Source organism: Streptomyces sp. NPDC042371 (assembly GCF_056437465.1).
The window spans coordinates 117,484-134,481 of record NZ_JBWKAP010000020.1; the positions used below are offsets into that span (position 1 = coordinate 117,484).

Sequence of the window (16,998 nt, forward strand, 5' to 3'; positions counted from 1 at the left end):
TACGTATATGGACCATGGAAGGGTGAGGCTTCGGTGGCTCTACTCATGAACCGACCGGTCGAGGAGATGAAGCAGCCGTACGCGCGCCGCTGGTGGGCGCTGCTCGTGCTCTGCCTGAGTCTCCTGATCATCGTGATGGCGAACACGGCGCTGACCGTCGCCGCCCCCGACATGACCAAGGACCTCGGGCTCTCCAGCTCCGACCTGCAGTGGGTCATCGACGGCTACACCGTCCCGTACGCGGCGCTGATGCTGCTGCTCGGCGCGATCGGCGACAAGTACAGCCGACGCGGCGCACTGGTGCTCGGCCTCGTCGTCTTCGGCGCCGGATCGGTCGCGGGCTCGCTGGTCGACAGCTCGGGCGGGGTCATCGCGGCCCGCGCGGTGATGGGCTTCGGCGCGGCGATGATCATGCCCGCCACGCTGTCCTTGCTCGCCGCGACCTTCCCGAAGGCCGAGCGGGCCAAGGCCATCGTGCTGTGGACCGCCACCGCGGGCCTCGCCATCGCGGCCGGACCGCTGGTCGCGGGCGCGCTGCTGCAGAACCACGGCTGGGCGTCGACCTTCCTGATCAACGTGCCGATCGCCGCCGTCGCCATCGTCGCCGCGCTGCTCCTCGTGCCCCCGTCCAAGGCGGGCCACTCGAACCGGATCGACTACGTCGGCGGACTGCTCTCCGTCATCTGGACCGGCGCGCTCGTCTACATGATCATTCAGGGTCCGCACTTCGGCTGGGACGCCAAGGCGATCTCGGCGGCGGTCGTCGCGGGCATCGGCCTGCTGGCCTTCGTGGTCTGGGAGCTCCGCCACCCGCACCCCATCCTGAACGTCCGCCGCTTCCTCGACCGCCGCTTCTCCGGCTCGAACCTCGCGGTCGCGCTGTTCTTCCTCGCGGTCTTCGGCGCGTTCTACTACCTCACCCAGCACCTGCAGTTCGTGCTCGGCTACAACCCGCTGGAGACCGGCGTACGCATGCTGCCGCTCGCGGGCGCGGTCTTCGTCGGCTCGGCGCTCACGGGCTATCTGACCCCGCGCATCGGCATGAAGATCACGGTGTCGGCGGGCATGGTCGCGGGCACGGTGGCGCTCGCGCTCCTGACGCGCGTCGACGCGGCCTCCTCGTACGGTGACTTCGTCGCCCCGCTGATCATCCTGGGCCTGGCCATCGGCCTCGCCCTCTCGCCCTGCACGGACGCCATCATGGGCGCGTTCCCCGAGTCCGAGCTGGGCGTCGGCGGCGCGGTCAACGACACGTCCCTGGAGCTCGGCGGCTCGCTCGGCATCGCGATCCTCGGCTCGGTGCTCGCCAGTTCGTACTCCTCGAACCTGGCGGACGCCGCTTCTGAATCCGGCACCAAGCTGCCGAACGGCGCGCTGGACACCGCGCAGGACTCGGTCGGCGCGGGCTACGCGGTGGCGCAGGGCATCGGGGACAAGGCACACGAGGTCGCCGGGCAGGCCGCGAAGGCGACCTCGCCGGAGCAGGCGGCCCAGCTCAAGGGCCAGGCCGAGCAGCTCGCGCAGGGCGCGGGCAAGATGGCCGACGCGGTCGGCTCCGCCTTCTCGGATTCGGTGGCGCACACGAGCCTCGTCGGCGCGGTGATCCTCGGCGTCGGCACGGTCCTCGTGGCGGTGCTGCTGCCCAGGAAGTCCGCCTCGGCCGGGGCCGTTCCGGAGGACGCCGACACGGACGAGGCCGTGCGGGAGCCGGAGCTCCAGCACTAGCGGCGCGAGGGCCGCAACGGTAGCGGCGCCCCCGGCGCCGTCACGCCGGAGCCCTCACGCGGCCGGGCCGCTCGGTGGAGCGGCGATCGGTGGCGTGACGGCGTAGGCGATGGCGGCGTCGGGGGCGGTGTCGTAGCCGAGGTGGAACGCGGTCGTATAGGCGGCGTCGCCGATGAGGGCGCGGGCCTGTTTCTCGCAGGCGGCTCGGGCTGCGACGAGTTCGGGCACGCTTGCCTGCGGAGCACCGAGCGTGTGCCAGAACTGCTCGGCGATGCCGAGGAGCCGTGCGGTGTGCCCGGCGTGCCCGGCGGCGATCGTCGCGGAGGCGAGCAGGTCGATGCCCATGGCGATGCCGACGCGGTCGTTGAGGCGTCGCTTTCGTTCGACGGCCGTACGGACAAGGGTCGTGGCCTCCTCGGTCCGCCCGAGCGCCAGCGCGGCGAGGGCGCGCATGTAGTCGCCCCAGCCACGGCTCCAGGTCTCCTCGCGCCTGGCGCACTCGGCGCGCACCTGGTCGGCGACGGCCGCGGCTTCGGTGGGCTGCCCGAGGTGGACGTGGACGAAGACCCGGACGCTCCGCGCCATGAACCAGGCCGCGACATAGCGCCCGTCGGCCGACGGGGCGGGCGGCATCGCATCGAGCGTCTCGGCGGCCCGCACCGGCTGACCGCTCGCCATGAGACTGGTGCCCACCAGTTGGACGACCGCGGCCGCGGCGGCCTCGTCGACCGGGGCGGTCCCTTCGGCCTCCTGCACCGTCGCGGTGTGAAAGTCGGCGGCGAGGCGGGGCCCGGCCTCCGCGTCGCCCTGGACGGCGGCAGTGCTGCCGCAGGCCCACAGGGCCTTGGCGCGGACCGGCCCGGGGTCGGGGGCCAGGGCCAGCGCCTGTTCCAGGTAGTGCCTGCCCTCCCGGGCGAAGCCGCAGGCGACCCAGAGGAACCACAGCGCCCCGCCGATCTCCAGCGCGCCGTGCCCGTCCTCCTCCGCCAGGCAGGAGTCCAGCGCGGCACGGAAGTTGGCGTACTCGGCGACCGTCCGCTCGTACCAGGCGATCTGCTCCGGCCCCATCCAGGCGGCGTCCGCCCGGTGGGCCAGCGCCCGGTAGTGGTCCCGGTGGCGGTGGCGCAGGGTGCGTTCCTCGCCCAGCTGACGCAGCCAGAAGGCGCCGAACTCGCGGATCGTGTCCAGCATCCGCAAGCGCGGCCCGGGGCCGCCGCCCGGGGCGGCGACGAGGAGGGAATTCTCCGCGAGCCCGGCCAGCAGGCCCTCGATCGTGTCCTCGGGAAGGCGCGCGTCGGCGCACACGCGCCGTGCCGCCTCCGCGTCGAAGCCACCCGCGAAGACCGACAACCGTGCCCACAGCAGCCGCTCGGCGGGGCTGCACAGTTCATGACTCCAGCCGATCGCCGTGCGCAGGGCCTGGTGCCAGGGCGGCTCGGCCTCGTCCACCACTTCCTCGGTGGTGCCCAGGACGGCGAAGCGGTCGTCGAGGCGCGCGGTCAGCTCGGCCAGGGACAGATCGCGCAGGCGCGCGGCGGCCAACTCGATGGCGAGCGGCAGCCCGTCCAGGCGGCGACAGAGGCGTACGAGGTCGGCCCGGTCGGTGGCGGAGGCGGCGAACCCCGGGGCTGCCTCGGCGGCACGGGCGGTCAGGAGAGCGACCGCGTCCGCCTCGTCGTCGTCCTTCACCGGCAGGGGCGCGACGGTCAGCAGCCGCTCCGGGACGATGCCCAGCGGGCGTCGGCTGGTCACCAGGATCCGCAGCCCGGGCGCCGCCCCCAGCAACACCTCGACCACAGGACCGCACTCGTCCACCAGATGCTCACAAGTGTCCAGGACCAACAGCAGCTCGCGGTCCGCCAGATACTCGGCCAGTACGTCGATCATCGGCCGCGTCGTCTGATCCGCCAGCGGCAGCGCCTCGGCGACGACGTGCTCGAGGAGCCCACCGTGCCGCAGCGCCGAGAGGTCCACCCACCACGCCCCGTCCCGGAGGGACGGCTGCGCCTCGTGCGCGGCACGCACGGACAGCCGTGTCTTGCCCACTCCGCCGACACCCGTCAGCGTCACGAGCCGCGATTCCCCGAGCAGCCGCCGGACCTGCGCCAGCTCCGCGCGCCGTCCGATCAACGCCGTCGTTTCCGCAGGCAGATTTCCCGCGAGCGGCCGCTGTGTGTTCATGGTCGTCCCCCTCGGTTCCCGAGAAGGCGCAGCATGCCGCCTCCTGCCACGCTGTGTGGCCACTTGCCAGAAGGCGACCGCTTGTGTCACGGCGAGTCATGTCGCGGGGGGTGCAGCGGCGATGGTCGATCCTCGCTCTTCGGTGCCGGACCGAGTGCTCCGCCGAGAAGGCCGACGGTGGGCTGCACGAGGAGCAGGGTCAGGTCGTCGTCCGCGCCGCGGGCGGCGTGCCGACGGAGCAGGTCGAGGAGGCCGTCGAGCGCAGACTCGATGGGGGGTGCGGAGAGGGCGGCCTTGACCCGGTGGTCGAGGGGGAACATGACGCCCTGGCCGTCCCGGGCCTCAGTGAGGCCGTCGGTGTAGAACAGCAGCCGCTGTCCGGGGCCGAGCGCGATCCTCTGCAGACTCGGCTGCGGCGACAGGCCGAGCGGCGGGGACGGGCTCGGCGGTTCCAGCAACTCCAGGCGGCGCCCCGTACGCAGCGGAGCCGGATGGCCGCAATTGACGAGACGGACCTCACCGGGCGCGAAGTCGGCGAGGATCAGGGTCACGAAGTCCTCGTCGCCCAGGTCTTCCTGGATGCGCCGGTCGAGCGCGTCGACGAGGCGGACCGGGTCGGGCTCGATGGCCGCGGTCTGCCGGAAGGCGCACACCACGGCCGCGCCGAGCCGGACGGCGTCCACGCCGTGCCCCCGCACGTCCCCGATGACCACCCGAGGTCCGGTGGCGGTGAGCGTGACGTCGTACAGGTCGCCGCCGAGCAGGGTGCCCTCGGTGGCGGAGTTGGTGTGCACGGCAAGGGCGAGCCCGCCGATCTCGGCGGGCAGCGGCCGCGCGTGGGCCTGTTGGGCCAGCTCGGCGATACGGGTCATGCGGGCCAGCGCGGCTTCGCCGGACGTCCGCGTGCGCGCCAACAGGACCGCCCACAGGCCGACGGCGGCCACGAACAGGACGCACACGGCGTGGTCGGGCGCGATCCCTCGCTCTCCGGCGACTTCCGTGCCCGGCAGCGCCGTGGCGAGGAGCACCGCCACGGAGGCGAGCGCGACCGTGGCACGGACGGTCAGCCGGTAGGCCGCAAGGAGTGGTCCGCCGATCAACAGCTCACGGAACGACACCAGCGGGCAGGCGGCGGCCCCCACCGCGACGGCCACCTCTGCCGTCCCTGCCAACAGCAGCCAGCCACGCTCCGAGCGCACATACGCCTCCCCGCACGGTGGCCCCTTCCCCAGGGCGCCGGGAACTCCGCACCCTCTCAGAAATGGTGCGTACGGAGAGTCACTTTCCCGCTATTGGTCATTCGGCGGGCAAGTGCGGCTCACATGTGCCACGAATGTCGACCAGGACGACGGGTGGAGGACCAGGGCGGAGCCCTGGGGGTTCTTTGAGTCGCGTACGGCTATGTGGGGTGTGGCTGTCAGGTCGGCGACCTCTAGGCAGTTCTGGCCGGGGTCGCTGTAGGACGACTTGAACCAGGCGTCCTCGCTGATCAGTTCGGCCGTGGTGCGGTGAGTCTTCATGGATTTACAGCTCTCGTTCTAGTCGGTGCAGGAAATCCGGTGTCTCCTCGGGCAGCAACGCTGATGCCGTCATGGCGTCGAACCGGCGGCTGAATCGATCGACTTCGCGCGGTTTGTCCGAGGTGGAGACAGAGCCCCAAGCGCTGTCGGTCTGGACTCGCGGCGGCAGTGCGTGGCCGAAGTCGAGGAGTACGAAGTCGTTGGTGGAGCGGTAGCTCCTGCGGAAGGGCAGCACGCCACCGCGCGGGCCCCCGTACCTGCCGTGCCCCCATGTCCCGCAGCATGCCCGAGCGGCCCCGCCCGGACCAGACGAACGGCCGGGCCGCCGCTCGACGGCTTCCTCGGGGCTACCGGGCCCCTTCGGCAACCCTGGCGCGTACGGTCTTGCCGACCCCCGTACGCGGGAACTCGCCAACGCCGTGCGCCACGGCAGGATCCCCGGTCACCACGTGTGGCTGCGCCTGGCCGTCGGGGAGGGGGAGGGGCTCGTCGTCGACGTCTCGGACCCGGTGTCCGTGTTTCCGGGGTTCGACGGGGACGCGGCGGCGCCTACCAGTTCCGGCACGGCGAGCTCCAGGAATGGCTGGACCGAAACCCGTCCCCGCCAAACCGTTGACACCACTCCACCTGAAGTACTACGTTCTGACCACTTCAGTCGGAGTACAACAAACAACGTGGCTCTCTGCCACAGCCAAGGAGTCGTATGCGCAAGCTGGTCTACTTCATCGCCGTCAGCCTCGACGGCTTCATCGCGGGCCCCGACGGCTCCAACCCCACGGGGCCCGACGGCTTCTGGCCGATCGGCCAGGACTACGTCAAGCACCTGATCGAGGCGTACCCCGAGACCCTGCCCGCCCCCGCCAGGGAGGCCCTCGGCATCACCGCCGAGGGGACCCACTTCGACACCGTCCTCGAAGGCCGCAGGACCTACGGGATCGGCCTCGACGCCGGACTGACCAACGCCTACCCCCACCTGCGCCACTACGTCTTCAGCCGCACCCTCACCGAGAGCCCCGACCCGGGCGTCGAGCTGGTCGCCACCGACCCGGTCGAGAAGGTGCGGGAGCTGAAGAAGGGGGACGGCAAGGACATCTGGCTGTGCGGCGGCGGCGAACTCGCCGGGGTGCTGCGCGGCGAGATCGACCGGCTCGTCGTCAAGATCGGCCCGCTGACGCTGGGTTCGGGCACGCCGCTGTTCGCGCGGGACACCGCGTTCGACCCGGTGCTCTACGAGCGGAGCGACGCCGTTCTGCTCGACAGCGGCACGATCTTCCTGACGTACGACAAGACGGCCTAAGCCGGGTCCCCGGTGGCCACGGGGGTCACGGAGGTCCGCAGCCGGTGGCCCTCGCCCGCCGCCGCCCTCAGCAGGACGTCCGTCAGCTCGTCGGGGGTGGAGAGCATCGGCCAGTGACCCGTCGCCATGTCGAAGAACGTGGCGCGCGGGTCGGCCAGGTGCTGGACGAGCGGCAGGCCCGACGCCACCAGGGCCTCCAGCGCGGCGATGTCCATCGTGCCGCCGGTGGTGCAGAAGACGCCGGTTGTCGGAAGGGCCGCGACCGCCTCCGATATCCGCACCTTCTGCGCATACGGTCCCGCGGGCGCGGGGGACGCGAGGCGGTCGAGCCGGGCCAGCGCGTCGTCGGAGACGCCCGCGAGGTTCCCGTGGGCCCGCCACTCCGCCAGGGACGGCGCCGGGATCCGCCAGCCGTCCTCGGCCCGTTCCTGCTGGCTCAGGGTCCGGTCGCGGGCCGGTCCGTCGGGCATCTGCTCGCGCACCTGGTCGATCATGGAGTAGCCGTCCTGGGGCATGGGGGAGTCGAGGTAGACCAGCCGCGAGATGCGGTCGGAGCGGCGGTCGGCGGCGCCCACGGACGGGTAGATGCCGTAGCAGTAGCCGACGAGCACGACCTCGGGCGCGTCGACCGGGTCGATGTGGTCGATCAGCTGGGTCACGTCCTCGATGTGGGTGTCGAGGTCGATGCCGGGGCCCGCGAGGTGGCGGCGGTCACCGAGGCCCGTGAGCGTCGCCGTGTGCACCTCGGCCCCGGCCGAGCGCAGCCCGGCGGCCACCTCCCGCCAGAGCCAGCCGCCCGTGTACCCGCCCGACACCAGCACGAACGCGGTCATGAGTCCTCCTCGTACGTTGAGGTCCGCGCGGGGCCGCCCCGCGCTCGCCGGTACGGTAGGAACTCCCCCTGAGGGAGGTTCAAGCCGTGTCGCCCGCCGAGAACGAACAGCCACACGATGCACACGACGCACTCGGTGCACCGGATGCGCCCGACGGCATGTGGAGCATCGGACAGCTCGCCGAACGGGCGGGCGTCTCGGTCAAGACCGTCCGCTTCTACTCCGACCGCGGCCTGCTGCCCGAAGCCGCCCGCAGCGGAGGCGGCCACCGCCGCTACGGCCCCGAGGACCTGGACCGGCTCCGCCTCATCCGCTCCCTGCGCACCCTCGACCTGCCCGTTCCCGACGTGAGCCGCGTCCTCGACCAGGAGGACGAGCTGGAGGACATCGTCGCGCGGCAGCTGACGGAGGTCGGCTCGCGGCTGGCCGCGCTGCGCTGGCGGGAGGCGGCGCTGCAGCTCCTCACCGACTGCACGCCCCAGGAGCGCGCCGAGCGGCTGCGCCTGGTGGGGGCCGTGTCCACGCCGCCGGGGACCGCCGCGCTCGCCCGGTTCTGGCGGTGCTGGCTGCCCGCGCGGCTGCCGTCCCGGGTGGTCGCGGCCGTCGTCGACCGGGCCGTACCTGCACCGCCCGACGCCCCGGCCCCGTCCCAAGTCCTCGCCTTCGCCCGGCTGCAGGACTTCGTCACCACTCCCTGCTTCGTCTCGGGACCCCGCGCGGGCACGGACTACGGCCAGCCCGAAGTGCACATATCCGGCAAGGGGTACCGCCCCGCCGTGCTCTACGAAGGACTCCCCGAGGCCTTCGAACTGGCCGCGCCGGAGCTGCGGGCGGGCCGGGCCCCGCACCGGGGCGAGGCCCTCGACTGCTTCGTGGCGGTCCACGCCGCGGCACTCAACCGCCGCGACACCACCGACTTCCGCCGCGCCCTGCACCGGATGCTCGCCGCGGAGCCCCGCATCGACCGCTACTGGCACCTCGCGGCCGAGGTGACGACCCCGCCGCAGGCCCTCCCGGACCCGACCCCGGGCACCGCGGACAACTGGCTCCGCGAGGCCCTGGGCACCACGGTTGCGTAGCCCTGGTGGAAGATCATGGCTCCGATGCGTCAACTTTCCGAAGGCGTACGGTAGTTGAGTGACTGCCACCCCCACCTCGGACAGCCGCGTCGACTTCTGGTTCGACCCCGTGTGCCCGTACACCTGGATCACCTCGCGCTGGCTGCGGGAGGTGGAACGCGTACGGGACGTGGACGTGCAGTGGCGGGTGATGAGCCTGGCCGTGCTCAATGAAGATCGCGCCATCGATCCGGAGGACCCGGAGGGGCTCTACGGGGAGTACCTGAAGGCGCCCGGGCGGATCTGCGCGGCCGTCCGCGAGCGGTTCGGCAACGAGGTGCTCGGCCGGTACTTCGACGCGCTCGGTGCGCGGATCCACGGACAGCAGGACTGGGCGGGCACGGCCGCCGCGCTCGCCGACGCGGGGCTCCCCGCGGACCTCGGCGACGTGGCGATGACCACGGAGTACGACGCCGCGGTGCGCTCCTCCCACGAGGCCGCCGTGGCGCTGGTGGGCCATGACGTTGGCACCCCCGTGCTCTCCGTGGCGGGCGCGGGCGCGCTGTTCGGCCCCGTCGTCTCCCCGGCGCCCAGGGGTGAGCGGGCCGGGCGGCTGTGGGACGGCGTGGTGCTGATGGCGGGGGTGGAGGGCTTCCACGAGTTCAGGCGGGCGTACGGGGAGCTGGACTTCGGCTGACCCCTCCGAGCCCTCTCGACCCGCTGAGCCCTCGCCGGAAGAAACCTCTGGCCTTGACGCCCACGTCAAGGATTACCTTCGAGGCATGCGAATCGGCGAGCTCGCGGCGCGCGCGGGGACGACCACGCGGACGCTGCGCTACTACGAGTCCCGCGGGCTGCTCCCCGCGCGGCGGTCCGGCAACGGCTACCGCACGTACGACGAGGACGACGTGCGGCTCCTGGAGCAGATCAGGACCCTCCAGGACTTCGGGTTCGACCTGGAGGAGACCAGGCCGTTCGTGGAGTGTCTGCGCTCCGGCCATCCGGAGGGCGACTCCTGCCCCGCGTCGCTCGCCGTCTACCGGCGCAAGCTCACCGAACTCGACGCGCTGATCGGCGAGTTGACCGCGGTGCGCGACCAGGTCGGATCGCAGCTCGCCCGCGCCGAGGCCGCCCTTCCCGGCGGCCCGGAACCGCGGTGCGAACTCACGGGATGAGGGATGAAGGATGAGGAGAGTGGGCCGGTGAAGGCAGCAGGCGTGGCCGAGGTGACGGACGCGGATTTCGAGGGGGAGGTGCTGCGGGAGGCGGATCGCCCCGTGCTCGTGGAGTTCACGGCGGACTGGTGCGGACCGTGCCGCCAGCTCGCTCCGGTGCTCAGTGAGCTGGCGCGCGAGGAGGCGGAGCGCATCAAGATCGTGCAGCTGGACGTGGACCGCAGTCCGGAGACGGCGATCGCGTACAAGGTGCTCTCGGCGCCGACCATGATCGTGTTCCGTGGCGGTGAGCCCGTCCTGCAGATGGTGGGCGCGCGGGCCAAGCGGAAGCTGCTCACGGAGCTGGCCGACGTGCTCTGAGGCTACGGGCGAGGGGCTGGGCCCCAAAAGAAAACCCCGGACGAATTGACGTCCGGGGTATTTCTCTGCGTATATTGGATTCTTTCGCGAATCTCTGCCCGTTTGTCTTGACATGCCGTTGCATTCAGACAGGGCGGCTTCACGAGAAGTTCAATAAGAGCACTGTAACTGGCGAGGGGCTGAATTGTCAACCGAGGAATTGCGTGAAGAGCAGCAATTCGTCTCCGGGCTGTATGCACGCCTGGACGCGCTGCGCGAGGAGGCCGAGTCCGCCGTGGCGGCGTCGTTGTCGCAGGTGGGCAATGGTCTTCAGGCGCGCCTGGAGCGTGATGTGCTGGTGGCGGAGCGGTCCGGGCTGCTCGCCGCCTTCGACGCGGGGGAGAACGGACTGTGCTTCGGGAGGCTCGAATTCCGGGACGGCCGTGATCACCACATCGGGCGCATCGGAATCCGTGCGTCCGACATCGAGCGCACCCCACTCGTGATCGATTGGCGTGCCGATGTCGCGCGCCCCTTCTATCTCGCGACGGGCCACACCCCGATGGGCCTGCGCAGGCGCCGGCACATCACCACCGAGGGCCGCGAGGTCACCGGCCTGCACGACGAGCTCCTCGACCTGAGCGACATGACCCGCACCGGCCACGAGGGCAACGACGCCGACGAGGTGCTGCTCGCCGCGCTCGACTCGGCCCGCACCGGCCGCATGCACGACATCGTGCAGACCATCCAGGCCGAGCAGGACCGCATCATCCGCGCCCCGCACCGCGGCGTCCTCGTCGTCGAGGGCGGCCCGGGGACGGGCAAGACCGTCGTGGCCCTGCACCGGGCCGCGTTCCTCCTCTACGCCCACCGCGAGCTGCTCGCCAAGCGCGCGGTCCTGATCGTCGGCCCGAACCCGGCCTTCCTCGGCTACATCGGCGAGGTCCTGCCCGCCCTCGGCGAGACCGGCGTGCTCCTCTCCACGGTCGGCGAGCTCTTCCCCGGCGTGGAAGCGACCGGCACGGACAGCCCCGAGGCGGCCGAGGTGAAGGGCCGCGCGGAGATGGCGGACGTGCTCGCCGCGGCCGTGCGCGACCGGCAGCGCACCCCCGAGCCGGGCGAGCCGATCGTCATCGCGCACGACGACGGCGACCTGATCCTGGACTGGACGATCGCCGACCAGGCGCGCGAGGCGGCCCGCGCGGCGGACGTGCCGCACAACCTCGGCCGCCCGCACTTCGCCTTCCGCGTCATCGACGAGCTGACCGCACAGCTCGCCGAGCGCATCGGCCACGATCCGTACGGCGGGCCGAACTTCCTGGGCCCCGACGACATCGCCCAGCTCGGCAAGGGCGTCGCGGCCAGCGCCGAGGTGCACGCCGCCATCGAGGAACTGTGGCCGACGCTCACCCCGCAGCGCTTCGTCGCCGAGTTTCTGGAGGAGCCGACGGGCCTGTCCGAGCGGGACGCGGACGCCGTCCGCAGGCCGTACGACGCGCCCTGGACCGCCGCCGACGTCGCGCTGCTCGACGAGGCCGCCGAACTGCTCGGCCACGACGACAGCGCCGCGCGGGCGGCGTCCGAGGCGGAGCGGGCGAAGCAGATCGCGTACGCGCAGGGCGTGCTCGACGTCTCGCGCGCCTCCCGGACGTACGAGTTCGAGGACAAGGACGAGGACGACGCCGAGGTCCTGCTCGCGCACAACATCATCGACGCGGAGCGGATGGCCGAGCGCCAGGAGGAGGCCGACCACCGCAGCGCCGCCGAGCGCGCGGCCGCCGACCGCACCTGGGCGTTCGGCCACATCATCGTCGACGAGGCGCAGGAGCTCTCCGCGATGGCCTGGCGGCTGCTCATGCGGCGCTGCCCGACCCGCTCCATGACGCTCGTCGGTGACCCGGCGCAGACCGCCGAGGCGGGCGGCTGCGGCTCGTGGGACAGCATCCTCGCCCCGTACGTCGAGGACCGCTGGGAGTACACCCGGCTCGGCGTCAACTACCGCACCCCCGTGGAGATCATGGAGGTGGCCGCCGAGGTGCCGCGCCTGGAACAGCCCGACTTCATGCCGCCGAGCTCGGTGCGCTCCACGGGCGTACGTCCCTGGGCGCGCCGCACGGACGACCTCGCCGCCGCCGTGGCCGACGCGGTGGCCGCCGAGGCGCGGGACGAGGGCCGTCTCGCGGTGATCGCCCCCCGCGGGCTCCACGCGGAGCTCGCCGCACAGCTGCCCGGTGTGACGGCCGGGCAGGCCCCGGACCTGACGCGGCCGGTCGTCCTGATCGACCCGCGTCAGGCGAAGGGCCTGGAGTTCGACACGGTCCTGGTCGTGGAGCCCGCGCGGTACGGGACGAGCGATCTCTACGTGGCGCTCACCCGGGCCACCCAGCGGCTCGGTGTCCTGTACGCGCAGGAGCTGCCGGTGGCGCTGAAGGACCTCACACCGGCCGCAGCCACACCGTAGCCAGCGGCGGCAGGGTCAGGCGCAGGGACGCGGGGCGGCCGTGCGACGCCACCGGCTCCGGCTTCAGCGGGTCGGGGTTGGTGACGTCGCCGCCGCCGTAGCGCGCCTCGTCCGTGTTGAGGACCTCCTGCCACGCGGCGAACTCGTCCGGCACGCCCAGGCGGTAGCCGTGCCGGACGACCGGTGAGAAGTGGGAGACGGCGAGCAGTGGGCGCCCGTCGGAACCCGCGGTGTTCGCCGCGGGGTAGCGGAGGAAGGCGAAGACGTTGTCCTCCGCGGCGTCGCCGTCCACCCAGGCGAAGCCCCCGGGGTCCGTGTCGCGCTGCCACAGGGCGCCCTCACGCCGGTAGACGGTGTTCAGCTCGCGGACGAGGTCCCGCACGCCCCGGTGGTCCGACTCCGCGCCGTACGCCGGATCGAGCAGCCACCAGTCCGGGCCGTGCCCCTCCGACCACTCGGCGCCCTGCGCGAACTCCTGCCCCATGAAGAGGAGTTGCTTGCCGGGGTGGGCCCACATGAAGCCGAGGTACGCGCGCTGGGTGGCGCGCTGCTGCCACCAGTCGCCGGGCATCTTCGACACCAGCGACCGCTTGCCGTGGACGACCTCGTCGTGCGAGATCGGCAGGACGTAGTTCTCGCTGTACGCGTACACCATCGAGAACGTCATCTCGTTGTGGTGGTACTTGCGGTGCACCGGCTCCTTGGCGACGTAGTCGAGGGAGTCGTGCATCCAGCCCATGTTCCACTTCAGCCCGAAGCCGAGGCCGCCGAAGCCGCCGGGGCCCTGGTGGTGCGTGGCCCGGGTGACGCCGTCCCAGGCCGTGGACTCCTCGGCGATGGTGACGACACCGGGGGAGCGGCGGTAGACGGTGGCGTTCATCTCCTGGAGGAAGGCGACGGCGTCGAGGTTCTCGCGGCCGCCGTGCGCGTTGGGCGTCCATTCGCCGTCCTCGCGCGAGTAGTCGAGGTAGAGCATGGAGGCCACGGCGTCGACGCGCAGCCCGTCTATGTGGAACTCCTCGCACCAGTAACTGGCGTTGGCGACGAGGAAGTTGCGTACTTCCTTGCGGCCGTAGTCGAACTCAAGGGTTCCCCAGTCGGGGTGCGCCGACCGGGCCGGGTCCTCGTGCTCGTACAGGGGCTTTCCGTCGAACTCGGCGAGCGCCCAGTCGTCGCGCGGGAAGTGCGCGGGCACCCAGTCCATCAGGACGCCGATCCCGGCCCGGTGCAGCGCGTCGACGAGGAACTTGAAGTCGTCGGGCGTGCCGAGGCGGGCGGTCGGCGCGTAGAAGCCGGTGACCTGATAGCCCCAGGACCCGCCGAAGGGGTGCTCGGCGACGGGCATCAGCTCGACGTGCGTGAACCCCAGGTCGGAGACGTACGCGGGCAGCTGCTCGGCGAGCTGGCGGTACGTCAGACCCGGCCGCCAGGACGCGAGATGCACCTCGTAGACCGAGAAGGGCGCCTCATGGACGGGCAGGTCCCCGCGCCTGGCGAGCCACTCCTGGTCGTGCCACTCGTGGTGCGACTCGTGCACGACCGAGGAGTTGGCGGGCGGCGCCTCCGTGCGGCGCGCCAGTGGGTCGGCGCGCTGGGTCGTCGAGCCGTCGGGCCGGGTGATCTCGAACTTGTACAGCTCGCCCTCGCCGACGGACGGCACGAAAAGCTCCCACACGCCGCTGCCGCCCAGCGAGCGCATCGGGAACCCGGTGCCGTCCCAGAAGTTGAAGCCCCCGACGACCCGCACCCCCTGGGCGTTGGGCGCCCACACCGTGAACCGGGTGCCGGTGGCGCCCCGGTGGGTCATGGGCCGGGCGCCGAGCGCCTTCCACAGCTCTTCGTGCCTGCCCTCGCCGATCAGATGCAGGTCGAACTCGCCGAGCGAGGGCAGGAAGGAGTACGCGTCGTGGATCTCCAGCTCCGCCTCCTCGTACGTGACGTGCAGCCGGTAGTCCTCGGGCGCGGCCCGCAGCGGGAGGACCGCGGAGAAGAAGCCGTCGCCGTCGTCGCGCAGCTCGGCGCGGAGCCCGTCGGCGACGACGGCGACCGCCTTCGCGTACGGGCGCAGGGCCCGGAAGGCCGTGCCGCCGGGCACGGAGTGGGCCCCCAGGACGCCGTGCGGGTCGTGGTGGGTGCCGCTCAGGAGCCGGGCGCGGTCGCCTTCGCCGACGGGGGATTCGGTGACGGGCGGTGCGGTGACCGGCGGCGCGGTGACGGGAGGTGCGGTGACGGGCGCCGGTGCTTTCGCCGCCGCCTTCTTCGCGGTCCTGGCGCGCTTCGCGGGCTTCGCCGCCTTCGGGCTCTTCCCGCTCGCCGCACCCGGTCCGGCCGGGGTGGCCGGTGGATTGGGGGCGGCGGCTTCGTCGGACGGTTTGCGGGGGCGCGGGGTCACTGGGGAGGCCTCCTCCGGAGGAATGGTCAGTGGGCTTCGTCGGCGGGGCCGTCCCCGGCGAGACGGCGGACCGCCGCCAGCGGTACCGGCAGCCAGTCGGGGCGGTGGCGGGCCTCGTACAGGACTTCGTAGACCGCCTTGTCGGTCTCGTGGGCGCGCAGCAGCACGGGGTCGGTGCGCGGGTCGCTGCCCGACACCTCCGCGTACCCCGAGCAGAACGCGGCCCGGCACTCCTCGGCCCACCCGGGCGACCAGGTGCCGTGGGACGCCGCGTAGTCGAAGGAGCGCAGCATGGCCGCCACGTCGCGCGCCGGGGGCTGGGGCAGCCTGCGTTCGGCGAGCGGCCGCGCGGGTTCGCCCTCGAAGTCTATGAGCGACCACTCGCCGTCCGGGGAGCGCAGACACTGGCCGAGGTGCAGGTCGCCGTGGACGCGCTGGGCCGTCCAGGCCTGTCCCTCGCCGCCCAGGTCGGCCAGCGCCTCGAAGGCGGTGAGCAGCCCGGGGGCGTAGGGCCGCAGCGCGGGGACCGACTGTGCCGCCGCGGCGAGGCGCTCCGCCATCGCGTCGGCGACCAGCTCCACCTGTGCCCGGCCCAGCGTGACGGTCGGCAGCGCGGCCGCGAGGGCGGCGTGCACCTCGGCGGTGGCGCGGCCGAGCGCCCGCGCCTCACCGGTGAAGGACTCGCCCTTGTCGCGCATCCGCAGGGCGAGCTCCCAGCCGTCGTCGGCCCCGGCCAGATACGGCTGGAGCACCCCGAGGCTGCAGCTCTCCTCGGGCGCGGCCGGGCCGACCAGGTCGGCGAAGACCCACGCGGCGGGCGCGGGCACCCGGGCGCAGCCCTCCCGGGCGAGCTCAAGCGGCAGTTCGAGGTCGGGGTTGAGTCCCGGCACGACGCGGCGGAACAGCTTGAGGATGAACGTATCGCCGTACACGAGCGAGGAGTTGGACTGTTCGCAGGTGAGCAGGCGCGGGGCGAGACCGGAGGGGATCTCGACGCCCATGTCGCGTTCGAAGCGGAGCACGCCGTGGCGTCCCGGCATCCGCAGCCGTTCCAGGAGCAGTCCGGCGAGCCGCGGGTCGTGCAAGGCGTCGTACACCGTGCTGCCCGCGAGCGGGCCTTCGACGACGTGGCCGATCAGGGCGGGGGCCAGGCGCGGCGGCAGGGTGCGGCGGACGCCGATCAGCAACTGGTAGCAGTCGGTGAGGCGTTCGGTGCCGACGCCGTCGAGCCCGGTGTCCTGCGAGACAGTCAGCGGACGGCGGACCCGCAGGAGGAGGTGCAGCAGGCCGGTCGGCGCGCTGCGTGGCAGGAGTTCGGTCACAGCCACCGCCTCGAGGGCGCCGATGGGGCGGCCCTTTCCGGCGAACCACCGCTGCCTGGGCAGCCATTCGCGCAGCAGCGGGTCGAGCGGGGCGAGCAGCGCTGTGGCGTGCGCACTGGGGTGGATGGCGGCTTCCGACATGGCGTCGCGTCCTTTCCGCGTCGCGGACAAGGCAGGGTGCGGGAGTGCCGGTGGTGCGAAATGGGGGTGCCGTTTGTTGCGTAGGAGTGCCCAGGGCGGGGCGGTGGAAACCGCCCCGCGAGGCGTCGCGCTGCCGGAGCCTACGCCGGTTCCGCGCGCAACCGGAACCAGTAGAACCCGTGTCCCGCGAGTGTCAGCAGGTACGGGAGCTCACCGATGGCCGGAAAGCGCACTCCGCCGATGAGCTCGACGGGATGGCGGCCTTCGAAGGCCTGGAGATCCAGCTCGGTGGGCTGGGCAAAACGCGAGAAGTTGTGCACGCACAGCACCAGATCGTCGCCGTCGTCCCCCTCGGTGCCGGTCGAAGGGGCCTCCCGCAGGAAGGCGAGAACTGCCGGGTTGGACGAGGGTAGTTCGGTGTACGAGCCGAGTCCGAACGCCGGGTTCTGTTTGCGGATCTCGATCATGCGTCGGGTCCAGTGGAGCAGGGAGGAGGGGGAGGACATGGAGGCTTCGACGTTGGTGACCTGGTAGCCGTAGACCGGGTCCATGAT

General features: G+C 72.2%; 15 protein-coding genes. 7 read left to right on the forward strand and 8 right to left on the reverse strand.

The window, feature by feature from the left end:
• Window positions 1-45 precede the first annotated feature (45 nt).
• Entirely contained in the window at window positions 46-1,725 is a 1,680-nt protein-coding gene (locus tag AC068B_RS38280; protein WP_478676075.1) for an MFS transporter, read from the forward strand.
• Between the two features lie 54 nt (window positions 1,726-1,779).
• Here AC068B_RS38280 and AC068B_RS38285 read toward each other — a convergent pair whose 3' ends face one another.
• The 4 genes from AC068B_RS38285 to AC068B_RS38300 all read right to left on the reverse strand — a co-directional run bounded on the left by AC068B_RS38285 (window position 1,780) and on the right by AC068B_RS38300 (window position 5,661).
• A complete protein-coding gene (locus AC068B_RS38285; RefSeq protein WP_478676076.1) occupies window positions 1,780-3,906 on the reverse strand; it encodes an ATP-binding protein in 2,127 nt (708 codons plus the stop codon).
• Window positions 3,907-3,992: 86 nt separating this feature from the next.
• Window positions 3,993-5,105 (reverse strand): PP2C family protein-serine/threonine phosphatase, encoded by a 1,113-nt coding sequence (locus AC068B_RS38290; protein WP_478676077.1) that lies wholly within the window; start codon window positions 5,103-5,105, stop codon window positions 3,993-3,995.
• A gap of 90 nt (window positions 5,106-5,195) precedes the next feature.
• Window positions 5,196-5,426 (reverse strand): DUF397 domain-containing protein, encoded by a 231-nt coding sequence (locus tag AC068B_RS38295; RefSeq protein WP_478676078.1) that lies wholly within the window; start codon window positions 5,424-5,426, stop codon window positions 5,196-5,198.
• A gap of 4 nt (window positions 5,427-5,430) precedes the next feature.
• Window positions 5,431-5,661: a Scr1 family TA system antitoxin-like transcriptional regulator gene (locus AC068B_RS38300; RefSeq protein WP_478676079.1), complete on the reverse strand. Its 231-nt coding sequence runs from the start codon at window positions 5,659-5,661 to the stop codon at window positions 5,431-5,433.
• Between the two features lie 468 nt (window positions 5,662-6,129).
• On the opposite strand from AC068B_RS38300, the gene AC068B_RS38305 reads away from it, so the two are divergent.
• Entirely contained in the window at window positions 6,130-6,723 is a 594-nt protein-coding gene (locus AC068B_RS38305) for a dihydrofolate reductase family protein (protein WP_478676080.1), read from the forward strand.
• On the opposite strand, the gene AC068B_RS38310 is transcribed toward AC068B_RS38305, so the two are convergent.
• The gene (locus AC068B_RS38310) at window positions 6,720-7,556 is read right to left on the reverse strand and encodes an alpha/beta fold hydrolase (protein ID WP_478676081.1); all 837 of its coding nucleotides are present in this window, start codon (window positions 7,554-7,556) and stop codon (window positions 6,720-6,722) included. The genes AC068B_RS38305 and AC068B_RS38310 overlap by 4 nt on opposite strands.
• A 158-nt stretch (window positions 7,557-7,714) precedes the next feature.
• Between AC068B_RS38310 and AC068B_RS38315 the strand changes: the two genes are divergently transcribed.
• The 5 genes from AC068B_RS38315 (at window position 7,715) to AC068B_RS38335 (ending at window position 12,589) form a co-directional block, all read left to right on the forward strand.
• Window positions 7,715-8,635, forward strand: a complete 921-nt coding sequence (locus AC068B_RS38315; RefSeq protein ID WP_478676091.1) for a helix-turn-helix domain-containing protein — start codon at window positions 7,715-7,717, stop codon at window positions 8,633-8,635.
• Window positions 8,636-8,693: 58 nt separating this feature from the next.
• A complete protein-coding gene (locus tag AC068B_RS38320; RefSeq protein ID WP_478676082.1) occupies window positions 8,694-9,311 on the forward strand; it encodes a mycothiol-dependent nitroreductase Rv2466c family protein in 618 nt (205 codons plus the stop codon).
• Between the two features lie 85 nt (window positions 9,312-9,396).
• Complete coding sequence (locus AC068B_RS38325) at window positions 9,397-9,789, forward strand: MerR family transcriptional regulator (RefSeq protein ID WP_478676083.1); 393 nt, start codon at window positions 9,397-9,399, stop codon at window positions 9,787-9,789.
• 3 nt (window positions 9,790-9,792) lie between these two features.
• Window positions 9,793-10,149 (forward strand): thioredoxin, encoded by a 357-nt coding sequence (trxA, locus tag AC068B_RS38330; RefSeq protein WP_478676084.1) that lies wholly within the window; start codon window positions 9,793-9,795, stop codon window positions 10,147-10,149.
• Between the two features lie 184 nt (window positions 10,150-10,333).
• Window positions 10,334-12,589, forward strand: a complete 2,256-nt coding sequence (locus tag AC068B_RS38335) for a HelD family protein (RefSeq protein WP_478676085.1) — start codon at window positions 10,334-10,336, stop codon at window positions 12,587-12,589.
• Here AC068B_RS38335 and glgB read toward each other — a convergent pair.
• The 3 genes from glgB to AC068B_RS38350 all read right to left on the reverse strand — a co-directional run.
• Window positions 12,564-14,981, reverse strand: coding sequence for a 1,4-alpha-glucan branching enzyme (glgB, locus tag AC068B_RS38340; protein ID WP_478676086.1), 2,418 nt, complete (start codon window positions 14,979-14,981; stop codon window positions 12,564-12,566). The two genes, AC068B_RS38335 and glgB, sit on opposite strands and share 26 nt — an antisense overlap.
• 26 nt (window positions 14,982-15,007) lie before the next feature.
• Window positions 15,008-16,444, reverse strand: a complete 1,437-nt coding sequence (locus AC068B_RS38345; protein ID WP_478676087.1) for a maltokinase N-terminal cap-like domain-containing protein — start codon at window positions 16,442-16,444, stop codon at window positions 15,008-15,010.
• A 140-nt stretch (window positions 16,445-16,584) separates the two neighbouring features.
• A partial coding sequence (locus AC068B_RS38350; RefSeq protein WP_478676088.1) for an alpha-glucosidase C-terminal domain-containing protein occupies window positions 16,585-16,998 on the reverse strand: 414 nt, incomplete at its 5' end.